This is a genomic window from Flavobacterium sp. (genome assembly GCF_017744675.1).
Lineage (GTDB): Bacteria > Bacteroidota > Bacteroidia > Flavobacteriales > Flavobacteriaceae > Flavobacterium.
Map to the genome: position 1 here is coordinate 745,516 of NZ_JAGIAV010000002.1, position 16,908 is coordinate 762,423.

General features: G+C 34.1%; 16 protein-coding genes and 1 tRNA gene. 5 read left to right on the top strand and 12 right to left on the bottom strand.

Going from position 1 to position 16,908, the window contains the following annotated elements:
- Positions 1-39: 39 nt before the first annotated feature.
- From J7574_RS08670 to hisS, 9 genes are all read right to left on the bottom strand, one after another.
- On the bottom strand, positions 40-783 hold the full coding sequence (locus tag J7574_RS08670; RefSeq protein WP_290967067.1) for an alpha/beta fold hydrolase: 744 nt from the start codon (positions 781-783) through the stop codon (positions 40-42).
- 209 nt (positions 784-992) lie between these two features.
- On the bottom strand, positions 993-1,649 hold the full coding sequence (locus tag J7574_RS08675) for a DEAD/DEAH box helicase (RefSeq protein ID WP_290967070.1): 657 nt from the start codon (positions 1,647-1,649) through the stop codon (positions 993-995).
- A 100-nt stretch (positions 1,650-1,749) separates the two neighbouring features.
- Positions 1,750-2,913 (bottom strand): sigma-54 dependent transcriptional regulator, encoded by a 1,164-nt coding sequence (locus tag J7574_RS08680; protein WP_290967074.1) that lies wholly within the window; start codon positions 2,911-2,913, stop codon positions 1,750-1,752.
- Positions 2,914-3,087: 174 nt separating this feature from the next.
- Positions 3,088-4,404, bottom strand: a complete 1,317-nt coding sequence (locus tag J7574_RS08685; RefSeq protein WP_290967076.1) for an ABC transporter permease — start codon at positions 4,402-4,404, stop codon at positions 3,088-3,090.
- Positions 4,405-4,474: 70 nt separating this feature from the next.
- On the bottom strand, positions 4,475-5,419 hold the full coding sequence (locus J7574_RS08690; RefSeq protein WP_290967078.1) for an ABC transporter ATP-binding protein: 945 nt from the start codon (positions 5,417-5,419) through the stop codon (positions 4,475-4,477).
- A gap of 162 nt (positions 5,420-5,581) precedes the next feature.
- On the bottom strand, positions 5,582-6,682 hold the full coding sequence (gene dnaJ / locus J7574_RS08695; protein WP_290967079.1) for a molecular chaperone DnaJ: 1,101 nt from the start codon (positions 6,680-6,682) through the stop codon (positions 5,582-5,584).
- 69 nt (positions 6,683-6,751) lie between these two features.
- A complete protein-coding gene (locus tag J7574_RS08700) occupies positions 6,752-7,330 on the bottom strand; it encodes a nucleotide exchange factor GrpE (protein ID WP_290967081.1) in 579 nt (192 codons plus the stop codon).
- A gap of 327 nt (positions 7,331-7,657) precedes the next feature.
- A tRNA-Trp gene (locus J7574_RS08705) sits at positions 7,658-7,728 on the bottom strand.
- Positions 7,729-7,859: 131 nt separating this feature from the next.
- Positions 7,860-9,284, bottom strand: a complete 1,425-nt coding sequence (gene hisS, locus J7574_RS08710; protein WP_290967083.1) for a histidine--tRNA ligase — start codon at positions 9,282-9,284, stop codon at positions 7,860-7,862.
- A 235-nt stretch (positions 9,285-9,519) separates the two neighbouring features.
- On the opposite strand from hisS, the gene J7574_RS08715 reads away from it, so the two are divergent.
- Entirely contained in the window at positions 9,520-10,764 is a 1,245-nt protein-coding gene (locus tag J7574_RS08715) for an ABC transporter permease (RefSeq protein WP_290967085.1), read from the top strand.
- Positions 10,765-10,854: 90 nt separating this feature from the next.
- Here J7574_RS08715 and prmC read toward each other — a convergent pair whose 3' ends face one another.
- Both prmC and J7574_RS08725 read right to left on the bottom strand, forming a co-directional pair.
- Positions 10,855-11,709: a peptide chain release factor N(5)-glutamine methyltransferase gene (gene prmC / locus J7574_RS08720; RefSeq protein ID WP_290967087.1), complete on the bottom strand. Its 855-nt coding sequence runs from the start codon at positions 11,707-11,709 to the stop codon at positions 10,855-10,857.
- A gap of 91 nt (positions 11,710-11,800) precedes the next feature.
- Complete coding sequence (locus tag J7574_RS08725; protein ID WP_290967090.1) at positions 11,801-12,286, bottom strand: GNAT family N-acetyltransferase; 486 nt, start codon at positions 12,284-12,286, stop codon at positions 11,801-11,803.
- A gap of 131 nt (positions 12,287-12,417) precedes the next feature.
- Between J7574_RS08725 and ribD the strand changes: the two genes are divergently transcribed.
- The 3 genes from ribD to J7574_RS08740 all read left to right on the top strand — a co-directional run bounded on the left by ribD (position 12,418) and on the right by J7574_RS08740 (position 14,850).
- The gene (gene ribD, locus J7574_RS08730) at positions 12,418-13,464 is read left to right on the top strand and encodes a bifunctional diaminohydroxyphosphoribosylaminopyrimidine deaminase/5-amino-6-(5-phosphoribosylamino)uracil reductase RibD (protein WP_290967093.1); all 1,047 of its coding nucleotides are present in this window, start codon (positions 12,418-12,420) and stop codon (positions 13,462-13,464) included.
- Positions 13,457-14,059: an HAD family phosphatase gene (locus J7574_RS08735; RefSeq protein ID WP_290967095.1), complete on the top strand. Its 603-nt coding sequence runs from the start codon at positions 13,457-13,459 to the stop codon at positions 14,057-14,059. Before ribD ends, J7574_RS08735 begins: the two co-directional genes overlap by 8 nt.
- A gap of 158 nt (positions 14,060-14,217) precedes the next feature.
- The gene (locus tag J7574_RS08740; RefSeq protein ID WP_290967097.1) at positions 14,218-14,850 is read left to right on the top strand and encodes a YigZ family protein; all 633 of its coding nucleotides are present in this window, start codon (positions 14,218-14,220) and stop codon (positions 14,848-14,850) included.
- A 31-nt stretch (positions 14,851-14,881) separates the two neighbouring features.
- Here J7574_RS08740 and J7574_RS08745 read toward each other — a convergent pair whose 3' ends face one another.
- Positions 14,882-15,286 (bottom strand): thioesterase family protein, encoded by a 405-nt coding sequence (locus tag J7574_RS08745; protein WP_290967100.1) that lies wholly within the window; start codon positions 15,284-15,286, stop codon positions 14,882-14,884.
- 187 nt (positions 15,287-15,473) lie between these two features.
- Between J7574_RS08745 and dnaA the strand changes: the two genes are divergently transcribed.
- Positions 15,474-16,901, top strand: a complete 1,428-nt coding sequence (gene dnaA, locus J7574_RS08750; protein ID WP_290967103.1) for a chromosomal replication initiator protein DnaA — start codon at positions 15,474-15,476, stop codon at positions 16,899-16,901.
- Positions 16,902-16,908 lie beyond the last annotated feature (7 nt).

A 16,908-nucleotide genomic window follows, 5' to 3' on the forward strand; every position in this document is an offset into this window, starting at 1 on the left:
TCAGTATCTAAACTGCGACTGCAGACTGCGGCTTATAATTTATTCTAATATTCTTTTTAATTGTTTTTGAAAATCTTCATTTTCATTCATGCCAATATGCTCTTGATTTTCCAACGGATAAAAATAGGCATTTGATTTTAGCAACTTTCTTAATCTGATTGAATTATCGATTGGAATTAACTGATCTTTACTTCCATGAAAAATATAAATTGGACTTTTTATTTTCGGAAGATAAAGGTTCGTTTCCAAACTAAATCTCTTCATAAAGTCAGGAAAAAATGGCGCCTTTAAACTCGACAATTCCAAGAAATTATAATATGGTGCTTGAAGAATTAAAGCTTTCGGATTATTTTCTAAAGCCAATTTGACAGCGAATCCCGAACCTATAGAATATCCAGCAATTATAATTTTATCTTCAGCATATTTTTCAGCGACCTTTTTATACACGATCGAAATGTCTTTGCTTACTTGTTCCTCATTTTCAATTTCCCCTTCACTTTTTCCAAAACTTCTATAATCTAAAATGAAAATATCATAGCCTAATGAGGTATATATTTTTGCAATTTTCCCCCAAGTTTCAAGTGTTCCTGCATTTCCATGAAGATAAAAAACAAGTCCTTTTGAGTTTTCTGCTTTAAACAACAGTCCATTCAGAACGGCTCCGTCAAAAGAAGGAATATTTACTTCTTCAAATTTCTGCTGATAATCAAACTTATAATCTTTAGGCAATTTCGAACCATGAAAAACCAATTCAACCTGATTAAAATAAAAATAAGAAATCATTAAAACATAAATAATAAGAAAAAAGCACAGAAGTACAAGTCCCAAAAATTTAAATGTTTTTAAAATCTCCATATTTTAATTTAGTTTTCAGTCTCAGTCTCAGTTTACAGGATTGCAACTGTAAAGTGAGACCGAAAACTGCGACTCATAAAAAATCCCGTTTTCCAGTTACTGAGACTGAAAACCGGGACTGTATACTTTAAAGTAAATTATTCTTCAATATCTTCATCCTCTTCGTCAAGCTCTTCACCGTCTTCGTCCATATCAAATAAATAAGGCTCAACCATTATTTTATCTGCCAAAACTTCGATACGTTCTGTCAAGGCTTCAGAAAAGATAATTCGTTGTACTTTAGCAATACTGTTAGAAATACGCGTAATTTTTGGATCGTGGCGCAGTTTCAAAATCGGATCTGCATCATCCACAATAAACATTTTTAAACGATTTACGTTATAACCAGCCGTACTGAACATGTCGTTTAATTTGGTTGGCGTTCCAATTAAAACATCTATTCCTGTAGAAACGTAGTTTTTATCGTAATCCATATCGCCTTTTTCATTTACACCATAAATTTCCAGATCGGTGTATTTTGCATATTTATTAAAAAGCTCAACCATTTCCAGAACCTTTGCTTTGTCTTCAACAAAAATAAGAGCTCGAGGAGATTCTTCGGTTTTTCCAGCCAATTGCTGAATGACATTTAAAACAATCGTCGTTGTTTTTCCGCTTCCTTTTGGCGAAATAATCACACAATCGGCACCACTTTTTATGGTCGAAAAAGTTTCCATTTGCAAAGCGTTTGCTTCTGTCAAACCATTTTCAATTAAAGCGTCTTGTAATCTCTCGTTTATTTTTTTTAGTTTCATTTTTTTTATGCTTTAAGCTTTAAGCTATACGCTGTAAGCAAAAATTATTTAGTTTGTATAAAGCTTAAAGCCTAATGCTTATAGCCTAAAGCGCGCAGCACTATTTGCTGGCAAACATTTTCACATCACTTTCAGAGATTTCGTTTCCTCCCAAAATGATCAATCTTTCTACTACATTTCGAAGTTCACGAATATTTCCTGTCCAATCGTATTCCTGTAATAATTTTACGGCTTGTGCAGAAAATGACTTAGCTGCATTTCCTTGTTCTGAAGCGATTTTTTCTGTAAAATGCGAAATCAAAGCAGGAATATCATCACGTCTTTCATTTAATGGCGGCACTTTAATTAAAATTACTGCCAATCGGTGGTACAAATCTTCGCGGAAACGCCCTTCAGCGATTTCTGTTTTTAGATCTTTATTGGTTGCTGCCACTACACGAACATCTACTTTTATATCTTTATCTGCACCAACTCTTGTAATCATATTTTCCTGCAGTGCTCGTAAAACCTTGGCTTGCGCCGAAAGGCTCATATCTCCAATTTCATCCAAGAAGATCGTTCCTTTGTCTGCTGCTTCAAACTTTCCTGCACGATCTTTCACTGCCGATGTAAAAGCGCCTTTTACGTGTCCGAACAATTCGCTTTCGATTAATTCGCTCGGAATCGCCGCACAGTTTACTTCGATTAACGGAAAACTAGAACGCTCACTTTTTTCGTGCAACTGATGCGCCACCAATTCTTTTCCTGTTCCGTTTGGTCCAGTAATTAAAACTCTAGCTTCTGTTGGAGCAACTTTATCAATCATCACTTTGATATGATTAATCGATTCGCTGTCACCAATCATTTCGTAGTTTTTGCTAACTTTTTTCTTTAGAATTTTATTTTCAACTACTAATTGTTTTTTATCTAAAGCATTACGAACTGTATTCAGCAAACGATTTAAATCTGGCGGTTTTGAGATATAATCAAAAGCTCCCAAGCGCATCGTTTGAATCGCAGTTTCCATATCGCCGTGACCCGAAATCATCACCATCGGAATCTCTGGTTTTATTTTTTTCACTTCTTCCAAAACCTCAACACCGTCCATTTTTGGCATTTTGATATCGCACAAAACCAAATCGTAATCGTTGTTTTTTATTTTTTCAAGTCCAGCAACACCATCTTCAGCTTCTTCAACTTGATATGAATCATTTTCTTCTGATAAAATTTTTACCAAAACTCTTCTGATTGCTGCTTCGTCTTCGACAATTAGTATTTTACTCATTCTTTTTAAGGTTCAAAGTTGCAAAGGGACAGAGGGACAAAGTTTAAACTCTTTGTCAATTTGTTCCTTGAACTGTTGTTATATAATCTTTTCTTAAAGTTCAAAGGGACAAAGATTAAAGACACAAAGTAAACCTTTGTAACTTTGTTGCTTTGTAACTTTGTACCTCAAAAACTAATATTTTAGCCACTTATACAATTCTTTCCAAGTCGGTTTTTTGCCGTACATTAAGATACCTACTCGGTAAATTTTGGCCGCAAACCAAACTACAAGGAAAAATGTAGCAAACAATAATGATACCGAAATTGCGATTTGCCACCACGGCACGCCAAACGGAATACGCATTAACATTACAATTGGTGAAGTTAGCGGAATCATAGAAAAGATAACCGCAACACTTCCGTGAGGATCGCTTACTACTGTGAAAAATCCGATATAAACGCTCAAAATCAGAGGCATTAAAATTGGAAGCAAAAACTGCTGAGAATCGGTCTGATTGTCGACTGCGGCTCCAATTGCTGCGTAAAATGAACTATACAGAAAATATCCTCCAATAAAATAAATTACAAATCCGATTATGATGCTTGCTATTGGCAGATTCCACAATTCAGCAATATACATTTGCGCTGATCCCGAAAATTCGTGCTGGGCAGTTTGCATCATTTCTGGTGAAATTCTTGCTGTTGGTCCTACATTTACTCCGAAAAATGCCGAAGCTGCAAACATCAATCCCAATCCAATTATGGCCCAAATTACAAATTGCAGAATTCCTGCTAACGAAGTTCCGACAATTTTTCCAATCATTAATTGAAACGGTTTTACAGACGAAATAATGATTTCGATTATTCTGTTCGTTTTTTCTTCGATTACGCTTCGCATTACCATATTTCCGTAAATGATAATAAACATCATAATCAAGTAACCAAATGCACCGCCAATTGCGATTTTAATTTCGTTCAGCCCTTTCAAACTTTCTTCTCCAGAAGCTTTTACCAAATGAATATTTACATCAGACTGTGCTTTCTGAATCGCCAAAGTATCAAGTTTGGCTTCTTCGAGATTAAGTTTCGTAATTTTATTTCCAATGATATCTTGAGTGCTTTCGATAAAAGAAATACTCGGACTGTTATTGGAAATAAACTCAATTTTACTTTCTAAGTCTTTTACATTTTTTGTTTTTGGAATAACGATTAATCCGCTAAAATTTTCTTTGACGATGCTATCTTTTAAAGCATTAACATCCGTTCCAGACAAATTCAGATATTTAAATTCAGCTCCTTTTTTATTTTCCTTTAAAAAATCGGAGACAAAAAGTCCTGTTTCGTCATGAATCGCAATACGTTTTGTCTCTGCTTTCATCGAACTTAAATAGCCAATAAAAACAGCTATCGCCACAAATAAAAGCGGACTCAAAAAAGTCATGACAACAAAAGATTTATTGCGGACTTTGGCAATAAATTCTCTTTTTATAATTAATGAAATAATGCTCATCTATATTTTTAATTTTCAAATCTTAAATTCCAAATTCCAACTTTAAAGCCTCAAATTTGGAATTTGGAATTTAATTATTGGAATTTAAATTTTTGTTTTCAGTTACGGTTTGAATAAAGATATCATGAACACTTGGAATTTTCTCTACAAAATGAGTTACCTGTCCGCGTTGTGTCAGAACGTGCAGTAATTCGTTTGGCGAAGCATTTCCAATCTGAATATTCAATTTCAAATCATCATTTAAAGATTTAAAGCTTGCAGGCGAAACTGTAAATTTTTGAGTGATGTCATACATCAAACCTTCAACATTATTGGTCAAAATACCAACTTCAAAACTATTGGTTCTAAACTGACGCTTCACATCTGCAACTTTTCCTTCGATCAGTTTATTTGACTTGTGAATTAAAGCTATATTTTCGCATAGTTCTTCTACACTTTCCATTCTATGTGTCGAAAAAATAATCGTCGAGCCTTGTTCTTTAAGTGCCAGAATTTCATCTTTAATAACATTGGCATTTACAGGATCAAATCCTGAAAACGGTTCATCCAAAATCAGCAATTTTGGTTTATGCAAAACACAAACTACAAACTGGATTTTCTGCGCCATTCCTTTAGAAAGTTCTTGTATTTTCTTGTTCCACCAACCTTGAATTCCTAAACGATCAAACCAGTAATCCAATTGTTTTTTGGCTTCGGCTTTAGAAAGGCCTTTCATTTGTGCCAAATACAAACATTGCTCCCCTACTTTCATCGAGCTATAAAGACCTCTTTCTTCTGGGAGATAACCGATAGTTTGGACGTGTTTAGGCTGCAATCTTTCTCCATCCAAAATAACTTCGCCACTATCTGGCAATGTAATTTGGTTTATGATTCTGATAAGGGAAGTTTTTCCGGCTCCATTGGGACCTAAAAGTCCATATATACTGCCTTTTGGCACATTTAATGAAACTTCGTTAAGTGCTACATAATCGCCGTATTTTTTTACGACTTTATGTACTTCAAGTAAGTTACTCATGCTATTTTTAAGGATTTACTGCGCGACTTCGCCCATTACGGCTCAGCGACTGTAAAAGTAAATAATTCGAAGCGAAATTGTGTCATATTACGCAAAAAACCCATTCTAATTTAGATAGAATGGGTTTTTATTTTTTTTTATAACTTTTTAAAAAAGTTTAGATTATGAGAACATATCTTTTACTTTTTCAAAAAACGATTTCTCTGATTTCTCTGGACTTGGAGCAAAGTGCTCGTCGTTTAAAGCATTTTCAAAGAATTGTTTTTGCTCTTTATTTAATGTTTTTGGAGTCCAAACATTTACGTGAACCAGTAAATCTCCGCTTCCGTAACCATTTAAACTTGGAATTCCTTTTCCTTTTAATCTTAAGATTTTTCCAGACTGAATTCCTTCTTCCAATTTAATACGAACTTTTCCGTTGATTGCTTCAATATCTTTAGAAGCACCTAAAACGGCTTCAGGGAAACTGATGTATAAATCGAAGTGAACGTTTTCACCTTCACGCTTCAAGAATTCGTGTTCAACTTCTTCGATCGCTACAATTAAATCACCTGGAATACTGTTTCCTGGAGCGTCGTTACCTTTGTTGGCAACTTTCAATTGCATACCGTCAACAACTCCAGCAGGAATTTTGATTGATACCGTTTCGTCTTCTTGAACCATTCCTTGAGCATCTGCCTCAGAAGGTCTTTTATCTAAAATCTGACCAGAACCACCACAAGTAGGACAAGTAGATGCTGATTGCATTCTTCCTAAAATGGTATTGGTTACACGCATTACTTGTCCCTGACCATTACAAGTCGTACAAGTTTTATACGTTACGCCTTTTGCCTGAACTTTACGTTTTACTTTTACTTTTTTCTCAACTCCATTTGCAATTTCTTCTAAAGTCAATTTTACTTTAATTCGAAGATTGCTTCCTTTCGCACGACGTGGGCCTCCGCCTCCGAAACCGCCAAATCCGCCACCAAAAATATCACCAAACTGGCTGAAAATGTCATCCATGTTCATACCTCCGTGACCACCAAATCCGCCAGCTCCATCAAATGCTTGATGACCGTATTGATCGTATTTTGCTTTTTTCTGCGGATCACTTAAAACTTCATAAGCTTCTGCCGCCAATTTGAAGTTTTCTTCTGCCTCTTTGTCGCCTGGATTTTTATCAGGGTGGTATTTTAAAGCACTTTTTCTATATGCTTTTTTAATTTCGGCAGCATCAGCATTTTTTGAAATGCCTAGTATTTCGTAAAAATCTTTTTTCATAATTAGATTAAGTTCCAAATCTTAAAATTCCAAAATCCAAAAATGCATTTGAAATTCTTATTGCATTTTTTAGTTTCCTACAACAACTTTAGGGTAACGAATAATTTTGTCTCCTAATTTGTATCCTTTTTCAATAACATCAACAATTTTCCCTTTCAGTTTGTCAGACGGAGCTGGAATTTGGGTAATTGCTTCAGCTACATCAGCATTGAAAGCATCTCCAGCCTGAATTTCAACTTGCTCTAAACCTTTAGAAACCAAAGTGCTTTTGAATTTTTCGTGGATCAACTCAACACCTTTTTTCAAATTTTCATCTTCAGATTTGTTGATCTCTACTGTCGCTCTGTCAAAATCATCTAAAACTGGAAGCATTGCCAATAAAACTTCTTGGTTTGCTGTTTTAAATAATTCAAGACGCTCTTTTGAAGTTCTTTTTTTGTAATTTTCAAATTCAGCAAATAATCTCAAAAACTTATCTTTTTCGTGAGCCAAGTCTTTAGCTAATTGCTCCTCAACACTTAATTCTTCAACAATTAACTGCTCTCCGTTTGCATTGTTCTCTAACGTTACATCGTCTAATTCCTGATCGAATTCTGTATTTTCCGTAGTCATATTACTTTTATTTTTAAAAATATTCTTAAACTTCATTTTTATTTCTTTCTGTTGGATTGCAAAAGTACTGCCAAATCTTATAAAATGTCAAATTGTCACTTTATTAATTATGAGACATTTAAAAAACACAATTGTACAGAAAAAATTTATTATAATTTTAAGACTATTACGTTTTAGTTTATCTTATCTTTGAGGCCAATAATATAAATTTTTACCACCAAAAATTGAATTTAAGGGTTGGCTTCGGCCTCTAAATAATTATTAATTCAAGTTTACCTTATATTAAAAAAAGCTTCGCCTACAGAGACGAAGCTTTTTTTTATGCTTGAGCTTTACATGACAAAGTTGTCATTCTTATTTTTGCACGGGCGGAGGGATTCGAACCCCCATCAACGGTTTTGGAGACCGCTATTCTACCCTTGAACTACGCCCGTAACTTGAGGTCGCAAATTAAAAGCTTTTTTTCTTTACTGCCAATTATTTCAAGCCCGATTTAAAAAGATTTATGCCAATTAAGACCAATCTATTTAGAAATCAAAACTATAGCAGAAAACTTTTTTTACTATTAAAGCAAAGCATTCTTCAATCCGTCAAAATCAACAGAAACCTGCTCTCCTGTCACTAAATTTTTAAGTGCATACGAATTTGAATTAATTTCCTGATCTCCAACCAACACAGCAAACGGAATCAAACGTTTGTCTGCATACTGAAATTGCTTTCCAACTTTCACATTATCAGGATATAATTCTACTTTTATATTTTCTTTTCTTAATTTCTGAATTGCCTGCGAAGCGTACAAAGCTTCTTTGTCTCCAAAATTTAAAAATATTGCTTTTGAAGTAGCCGCTACCGTTTCTGGAAATAATTGCAATTCTTCTAAGACCAGATAAATTCGATCTAATCCAAAAGAAATTCCGACACCGCTCATATTTTTCAAACCAAAAATACCCGTCAAATCGTCGTATCTTCCGCCACCTCCAATAGAACCCATTGAAACCGTTTTTGGAGCTGCGACTTCAAAAATAGCTCCTGTATAATAATTTAAGCCACGAGCTAATGTCACATCCAAATCCAAAATAGCAGTTGAAAGACCTAAAACGGCAACATTGTCACATATAAATTTCAATTCTTCAACACCTTTCATTCCTTCTTCAGAAGATGCCAATAAGTCTGAAAGCTGTGCAATTTTGTCTGCAAAAGTTCCGGAGAAACTAAAAAGTGGCTGTACTTTTACTAAAGCTTCTTCAGAAATTCCTTTTTCGATCATTTCTTTCTTCACACCGTCTTCTCCGATTTTATCCAGTTTATCAAGAGCAACCGTAAAATCGATTAATTTATCTGAAGCGCCAATTACCTCCGCAATTCCGGATAAAATTTTTCTGTTATTGATTTTAATGGTAACGCCTTCTAAACCTAATGAGGTAAAAACAGTATCATACAATTGAACCAATTCAACTTCCTGCCAAAGCGATTTCGAACCAACAACATCGGCATCGCATTGAAAGAATTCTCTAAAACGTCCTTTTTGAGGATTATCTGCTCTCCAAACGGGTTGGATTTGGTATCTTTTAAAAGGAAATTCAATTTCACTTTGGTGCTGCACCACATATCTCGCAAACGGAACTGTTAAATCGTAACGTAGCGCTTTCTCAGAAATTTTTCCTGTAAATTTATTCAATTCGATTCTCTGCTCTAAAGTTATTTTTTCAGCAGAATTCAACTGTAATTCTTCAATAGATTCTGGCAATTCGATTTTACTTTTATTATAAAAAAAGTTTCCAGAATTTAAGATTTTAAAAATCAGACGATCTCCTTCTTCTCCGTATTTCCCCATTAAGGTATCTGAATTTTCAAACGAAGGCGTTTCGATTGGCTGAAAACCAAATTTCTCGAAATTAGCTTTTATGGTCTGAATAATGTATTGACGTTTTGACACCTCTGCTGGTGAAAAATCTCTTGTTCCTTTTGGTATACTTGGTTTTGAAGCCATCTTTTTTATTTTAGATTGTTGATTTTAGATTTTAGATTTCTTTGAAACTAAAACATAAAACCTTTTAAAATTAATGTATTTATATTTTTTGATTGCTGGCGCTTTAGACTTTCGACTTATGACTTTCCAACTTTCGACTTAATTTAAGTCTGCAAATATCTTACTTTTTAAAATAAATAATAACACTTGGAAAACAAACTTGTAACAAAAACCGTATTTTCGTGACAAATTGGTCATGATGCTAAAATTATTTAAAGAAAATATCCGAATTGCTTTTGGTTCTATCAAAACACAAATTCTGCGTACTATTCTTACCGTTTTAATTATCGCCATTGGTATTACGGCTTTGGTCGGCATCTTGACAGTGGTTTCTGCTTTAGAAAACACCATTTCTAGTGATTTTGCTTCGATGGGAGCCAATACTTTCAACATTAATCAATACGAAAATAAAGTTCGAAACCGCGGCGGCAGAGAGCGCGAAGTGATTAATCCGATTATTTCGTATCCAGAAGCTGTCGCTTTCAAAAACAAATACAAATATCCGTTTACAGAAACCTCTTTGTCTTTTACCGCAACTACAACGGCGGAAGTAAAATATTTAAGCGAAAAAACAGATCCAGAAATTACCATTGTAGGTGTTGATGAACATTTTATTACCAATTCTGGACTGGAAACCAGTTTAGGAAGAAGTTTTAACCAATTTGATATTGAGAATAACACGTATTCTTGCATCGTGGGTTCTGATTTTGAAAAAGGACTTCTGAAAGATGTAAACCCAATTGACAAAATCATTTCTATTCGAGGGGCGCGATTTAAAGTAATTGGTGTTCTAAAAGAGAAAGGTTCTACGTTTGGAAACAGCCAGGATTTGAGAGTTTTAATTCCGATTCAGGTTGCGCGATCTCTGTTTACAGCACCAAACATTAATTATACGATTAGTGTGATGGTTTCTAAAAAAGAAGTTTTAGACGAAGCCATCGACAATGCAACTAGTACCATGCGAAGAGTACGTAAATTGAGTCCTGTTCGCGACAATAATTTTGGTGTCGTTCGAAGCGATGATTTAATAAACCGTATTCTAGGAATTACCAAATATCTGGGTTGGGCTTCTTGGATTATCAGTATTATTACAATCTTAGGATCATCTATCGCCTTAATGAATATTATGATTGTTTCGGTTACAGAACGTACTCGCGAGATTGGTGTTCGTAAAGCTTTAGGCGCAAAACGAACCACTGTTGCCTTTCAGTTTTTTATCGAAACTTTACTAATTGGACAAATTGGAGGTCTGGTCGGAATCTTTTTAGGAATCTTGCTCGGTTTCATTATTGCAACTGCAATGAGTTTTTCATTTGTAATTCCGTGGATGGCTATTTTTGCCGCTTTTGCAACTAGTTTTATGGTGGCAATAGTTTCTGGTTTGTATCCTGCTATTAAAGCTTCGAAATTAGATCCTATTGAAGCTTTGCGTTATGAATAATTTCTAACAAATATTCAGTGTTCAGGTTTTCTAGTATTCGGTAATCCTAGTTTTATAAAGTTACGACTGAACACCAAAAACCTGAACACTTTACACATTCCCTTTTACCATACGATCATTTTCGTAAATATCTTTTCGAAGCTCAACGTTTTTGAAATCCATATTATCCAGCAATTCAATCATTTCTTTTCCAAGATACTGATTGATTTCAAAATATAATTTGCCGTTTTTCTGGAGTCCATTTTTTGCTAGAGAGGCAATTTTTCTATAAAAAATAAGCGGATCGTTGTCTTCTACAAAAAGTGCTAAATGCGGTTCGTAATCCAACACATTTTTTTTGATTTCTAGTTTTTCTAAATTTCGAACGTAAGGCGGATTTGAAACAATAATATCAAACTGATTAGAAAATTCTTCTGTTTCTAAAATATTCAGCAGCATAAAAGTTACATCAACATCATTTCTTATAGCATTCCTTTTGGCAGTTTCGATAGCTTTTTTAGAAACATCAATCGCAAAAACTTCTGCATTTGGAAGATTTTTTGCCAACGAAATCGCAATACAACCTGTTCCCGTTCCTATATCAAGAATTTTTATTTTCTTATTTTTATCTGGACTCGAATTCTCATTAATAATCCATTCAACCAGCTCTTCCGTTTCAGGTCTCGGAATCAAGACATTTTCATTTACTTCAAAATCTAATCCGTAGAAATTAGTTTTTCCAAGCAGATACTGAATCGGAACTTCTTTTTTAAGCTGTTTCAGCAAATCGTCCCATACCACAAAATCATTCTCATCAAAAGCCAGCTCATGATTTAAAGCTAAATCAATCTGACGAAGCTGGTGTTTATCTTCTAAAATCAAATAAAAAAAGCTTTCCGCTTCATAAGCATCGTAAAAAGGAGATAATTCTTTAATAAACTGAGTACGATATTGTTTAATTTTCATTTTTGTTTTTTGAGCATTACATCAGTCAGAAACTGACATTTTATTTTCAATAAGTCTTGCCGATTTAAATTTGTTACATTAAAATTACAAATTACAAAACTTTTAGCATCCATACAGGACAAGAACAATGCCCCGTATTACCCATTGGCGCATCCAAATACTCAAAACCAGATTTTTTATACAGCTTTTGTGCGGCATGCATAAATGGCATGGTTTCGATATAGCATTTTTTAAAACCAAAGATTCTAGCTTGTTCCAAACATTTCTCCATCATTTGAGCTCCAATTCCTAAACCTCTAGTTTTGGGCAGGAAATACATTTTCTGCAATTCGCAAATTTCCGGATCGCCATTTTCTAAGGGTGCAATTCCCGCACAGCCCACAATTTCTCCTTCATTTTCTACAACAAAATATATCGATTGTGGTTTGCTGTATTCTTCAAACATCAGATCCAAGTAAGGATCTTCGTACGCAGTTCCTACTTTTGGAATTTCCAATTCATCAAAAACAGAACGTATCAAACTTGCAACTGCCTGATTGTCTTCTTTTTCAATTGTCCGTATAAGCCAATTTACCATTTTTTTTATTCTAAATCATTATAATCACAAAAGTAAAGATAGTTTTGGATACTATTTATAACCATTTGGATTGTTTCACAACTTAACCTTTTTGAGTTAACGATAATCTTAAAATTAACTACTTTTGCACTGTGAATATACATGAAAAATACATAAAACGCTGCATCGAACTAGCACAAAATGGGCTCGGAACAACATATCCAAACCCCATGGTTGGCAGTGTGATTGTTTACGAGGATCAAATTATTGGCGAAGGATGGCATAAAAAAGCGGGCGAACCACATGCCGAAGTAAATGCCGTGCGTTCTGTAAAAGATAAATCATTGCTAAAAAAAGCAACGATTTATGTGAGTTTGGAACCTTGCAGTCATTTTGGCAAAACTCCTCCTTGCTGTGATTTGATAATCGCCAATGAAATTCCGAATGTTGTAGTGGGAACTGTTGATCCTAATGAAAAAGTTGCTGGAAGAGGCATCTTAAAACTAATTGAAGCCGGAGCAAATGTTACGGTCGGAGTTTTAGAAGACGAATGCAATGAGTTGAACAAGCGCTTTTTTACTTTTCACCAGAAAAAGAGACCTTACATTATTTTAAAATGGGCTGAAAGCGAAGACGGATTTCTAGCTCCTGAAAAAGCAGCAGATCAAGATCGAAAGCCAGTTTGGATTACAAATCAATATTCGAGACAATTGGTTCATAAATGGAGAACCGAGGAACAAGCCATTTTAGTTGGAACGCAAACTGTTATTGACGACAATCCGAAATTGAATGCTAGAGATTGGGACGGAAATAGTCCGACGAGAATCGTTATCGATCAAAACAATCGAATTGACGAAAACAGTTTTATTTTTGATGACACGATAAAAACAATTGTTTTCTCTAAGACTTCAAAACCTTCGAAAGAAAACACTCAATTTGAAGTAATTGATTTTGACAAGAATATCATTCCTCAGATTTTAGATATTTTATATCAGAATCAAATTCAATCGGTAATTATTGAAGGCGGAAGACAAACGCTGCAATCTTTTATAGATGAAAATCTTTGGGACGAAGCTCGAATTTTTATCGGAACTACAAGTTTTGAAAAAGGAACAAAAGCTCCAGAAATTTCAAGAAAAAACAGTTTTAAAACCACTATTTTAAACGACGAATTAATACAGATTAGAAATTATGATTAATGCGATAATTTTTGACTTTGGAGATATTTTCATCAATCTAGACAAACCTGCCACCATTTCTGGTTTGCAAAAATTGGGAATGACAGAATGGAATAATGATTTTGAGCAATTAAATCTTTCGTTTGAAGTTGGGGCTATTTCGCCAGAAGACTTCGTTGGAGGTTTTCAAAAACAATTGCCACATGCTTCTAAAGAAGAAGTTTTAAAAGCTTGGAATGCTGTTTTGGCAGATTTTCCTTTTTATCGTCTGGAATTCCTTCAAGAATTATCAAAAAAATATCGTTTGTTTTTACTGAGTAATACCGATTCTATTCACATCAATACTTTTGAAGAAAAAAGCGGCGTTTCTTTTTACAAAGATTTTTACGCTTGTTTCGAAAAAGTATATTTTTCGTTTGATATCGGAATGAGAAAACCAGATCCGAAGATTTATCAATTTGTATTGGATGAAAACAATTTAACTGCTGAAAACACTTTGTTTGTTGATGACAAAACCGAAAATACAGACAGTGCTGCTGCTTTAGGAATTAAAGTCTGGAATCTTCAAGTTGGAAAAGAAGATGTTGTAGATTTATTTAGCAAAGGATTATTATAAAAAAATATTTTAGCCCAGATTATACTGATTAAAAGGATTCAAAAGTATGTTGACACGAATTACACAAATTTCCACTAATTGAATTAGCCTAAAAATTAAAACTAAAATTCGAGTAAATCTGTGTGTAATTCGCGGCGAAAAAACTTAAAGCTTAGCATTTGGAAATTAACGATACTTATCAAACTATTGCATCTGCATCTGAAGAAATACTGTTTAAAGAAAAAGGCAGTAAATTCTTTGGTTATGCCTTTCCAATAGATCATGAAGATGAAGTAAAACCCATTATAGAAGACCTCAAAAAACAGCATCCGCACGCTGTGCATTACTGTTACGCTTACCAAATTGGAATTGGAAATAAAATCTCGTATCGTGCAAACGACGATGGCGAACCAAGTAATACAGCAGGCGCGCCTATTTACGGCCAAATACAATCTTTTGGATTAACCAACGTTCTAGTAGTTGTGGTTCGTATTTTCGGCGGAGTGAAATTGGGTGTTGGAGGTTTAATTGCTGCTTATAGAACGACTGCTCAAATGACTTTGGAAGTTTGTGAGATAGTAGAAAAAACAATTGATGTAGAATTTTTAATCTCTTTTGATTACAAAAACATGAATAAAGTGATGCGTGTAATTAAAGAGAAAAAGTTAGAAATTGTATCTCAAGAAATGGAAATGGATGAAATTTCAGGACTGCCAATTGGTAAAATTGTAACAAAAACGCGAAAAAAAAATGCCGAAACGGTGTTCAGCATTTTTGATTTAATGTTTGAAATTGATATTAAATTAGTATAAATTAACATCAAAATCTTATTCATTTTCACAATTATTCAAGCGATTTAAATATTTCCAAAATGTACTCTGGAGGAGCTGTTGGACGACCCGTTTTTAACGCAACAAATACTAAAATAAATGTCGCAGTTGTTAATAACTCATTTGCTTCATTGTAAATTGCACAGTCAAATTCAATCTTGACAGAAGAGTGACTTTTGAAAGTCGTATGAATTGTTAAAAGTTCATCATATCTCGCCGATTTTTTGTAACTTATATTCATGTTCACAATCGGAAGGCCAATACCGCTTTCTTCCATGCTTTTATAGGAAACCCCTTTATTTCTAAGCCATTCCACGCGTCCAATTTCAAAATAAGGAATATAATTGCCGTGATAAACGACTCCCATTTGGTCGGTTTCTGAGTAACGAACTCGCACTTGAGTCTGATGATTTTTCATTTATAAAATATTAAAAAAATTCGAATTTAAAAAGGCTCTTTACAACTTTTTTTTATAAAATTAGATACCAAAATATTTTTTTTTACAGAAATTTGTTCACATATTTGTTATCCCGAAATACGGAATAAAATTGCTCCGTTTTTATTAGGAGAATCTTTATAACAATAATAAAAATTTATCTGAATCTATGACTAAAACTGCTCAATCGGTATGGGAAAACTGTTTGTCCTTTATAAAGGATAATATTCAAGACCAAGCATATAAAACTTGGTTCGAACCAATCAAATCAGTTGAGCTAACCGATAACGCATTATACATTCAGGTACCAAGTAAATTTTTCTACGAATGGCTCGAAGAGCACTACGTAAAATTATTGAAAGTTGCGCTTACCAAAGAACTGGGAAAAAACGCAAAGTTACTCTATAAAATTAAAATGGAGAACACTTATGGCAACAAACAGCCGTTTACCGAGCAGCTGCCAAGTGCCAACAGAGTGCCAATGAAACCGCAAGAGGTTGATGCTCCGTTTAAAAACCTAAATCCTGAACTAAAAAATCCGTTTGTAATTCCTGGAATTAGAAATTTAAAAATTGAGTCTCAATTAAATCCGAACTACAGTTTTGACAATTTCTTAGAAGGAGATTCTAACCGTCTAGCTCGTTCTGCTGGTATGGCAGTGGCTAACAAACCAGGAGGAACTTCATTTAATCCATTATTGATTTTTGGTGGAGTTGGTTTAGGAAAAACACACTTAGCGCATGCTATAGGTGTAGAAGTAAAAGACAAGTATCCAGAAAAGACCGTTTTATATATTTCTGCTGAGATTTTCACACAGCAATACATTGATTCTGTTAAAAAGAATAATCGTAACGATTTTATTCACTTTTATCAGTTAATCGATGTTTTAATTATTGATGACGTTCAGTTCTTATCTGGAAAATCAGGAACGCAAGATGTGTTCTTCCATATTTTCAACTATTTGCACCAAAACGGAAAACAAGTAATCTTAACTTCAGATAAAGCTCCTGTTGATATGCAGGATATCGAACAAAGATTATTGTCTCGTTTTAAATGGGGATTATCTGCAGAATTGCATCAGCCTGATTACGAAACTCGTATCTCAATCTTGAAAAATATTTTATATCGTGATGGTGTAGAAATGCCAGAAGATATTTTAGAATATGTTGCACGTAACATCAAAACAAACGTTAGAGAGCTTGAAGGAGCAATTATCTCTTTAATCGCTCAATCTTCTTTCAACAAAAAAGAAGTTACGATTGACTTAGCGAAAAGCGTAGTTGAGAAATTTGTTAAAAACGTAAAGAGAGAAATCTCTATCGATTATATTCAAAAAATCGTTTCAGATTATTTCCAATTGGATATTGAAACTCTTCAATCTAAGACCAGAAAGAGGCACGTTGTGCAAGCAAGACAATTAGCAATGTTCTTCGCTAAAAAATTCACAAAGGCTTCTTTGGCTAATATTGGTTCGCAAATTGGAGACCGCGATCACGCAACTGTTCTTCATGCCTGTAAAACAGTCGACAATTTAGTTTCTACAGACAAACAATTTAAAAAGTTTGTTGAAGACATCAATAAAAAACTAACGCTTTAAGACGCGC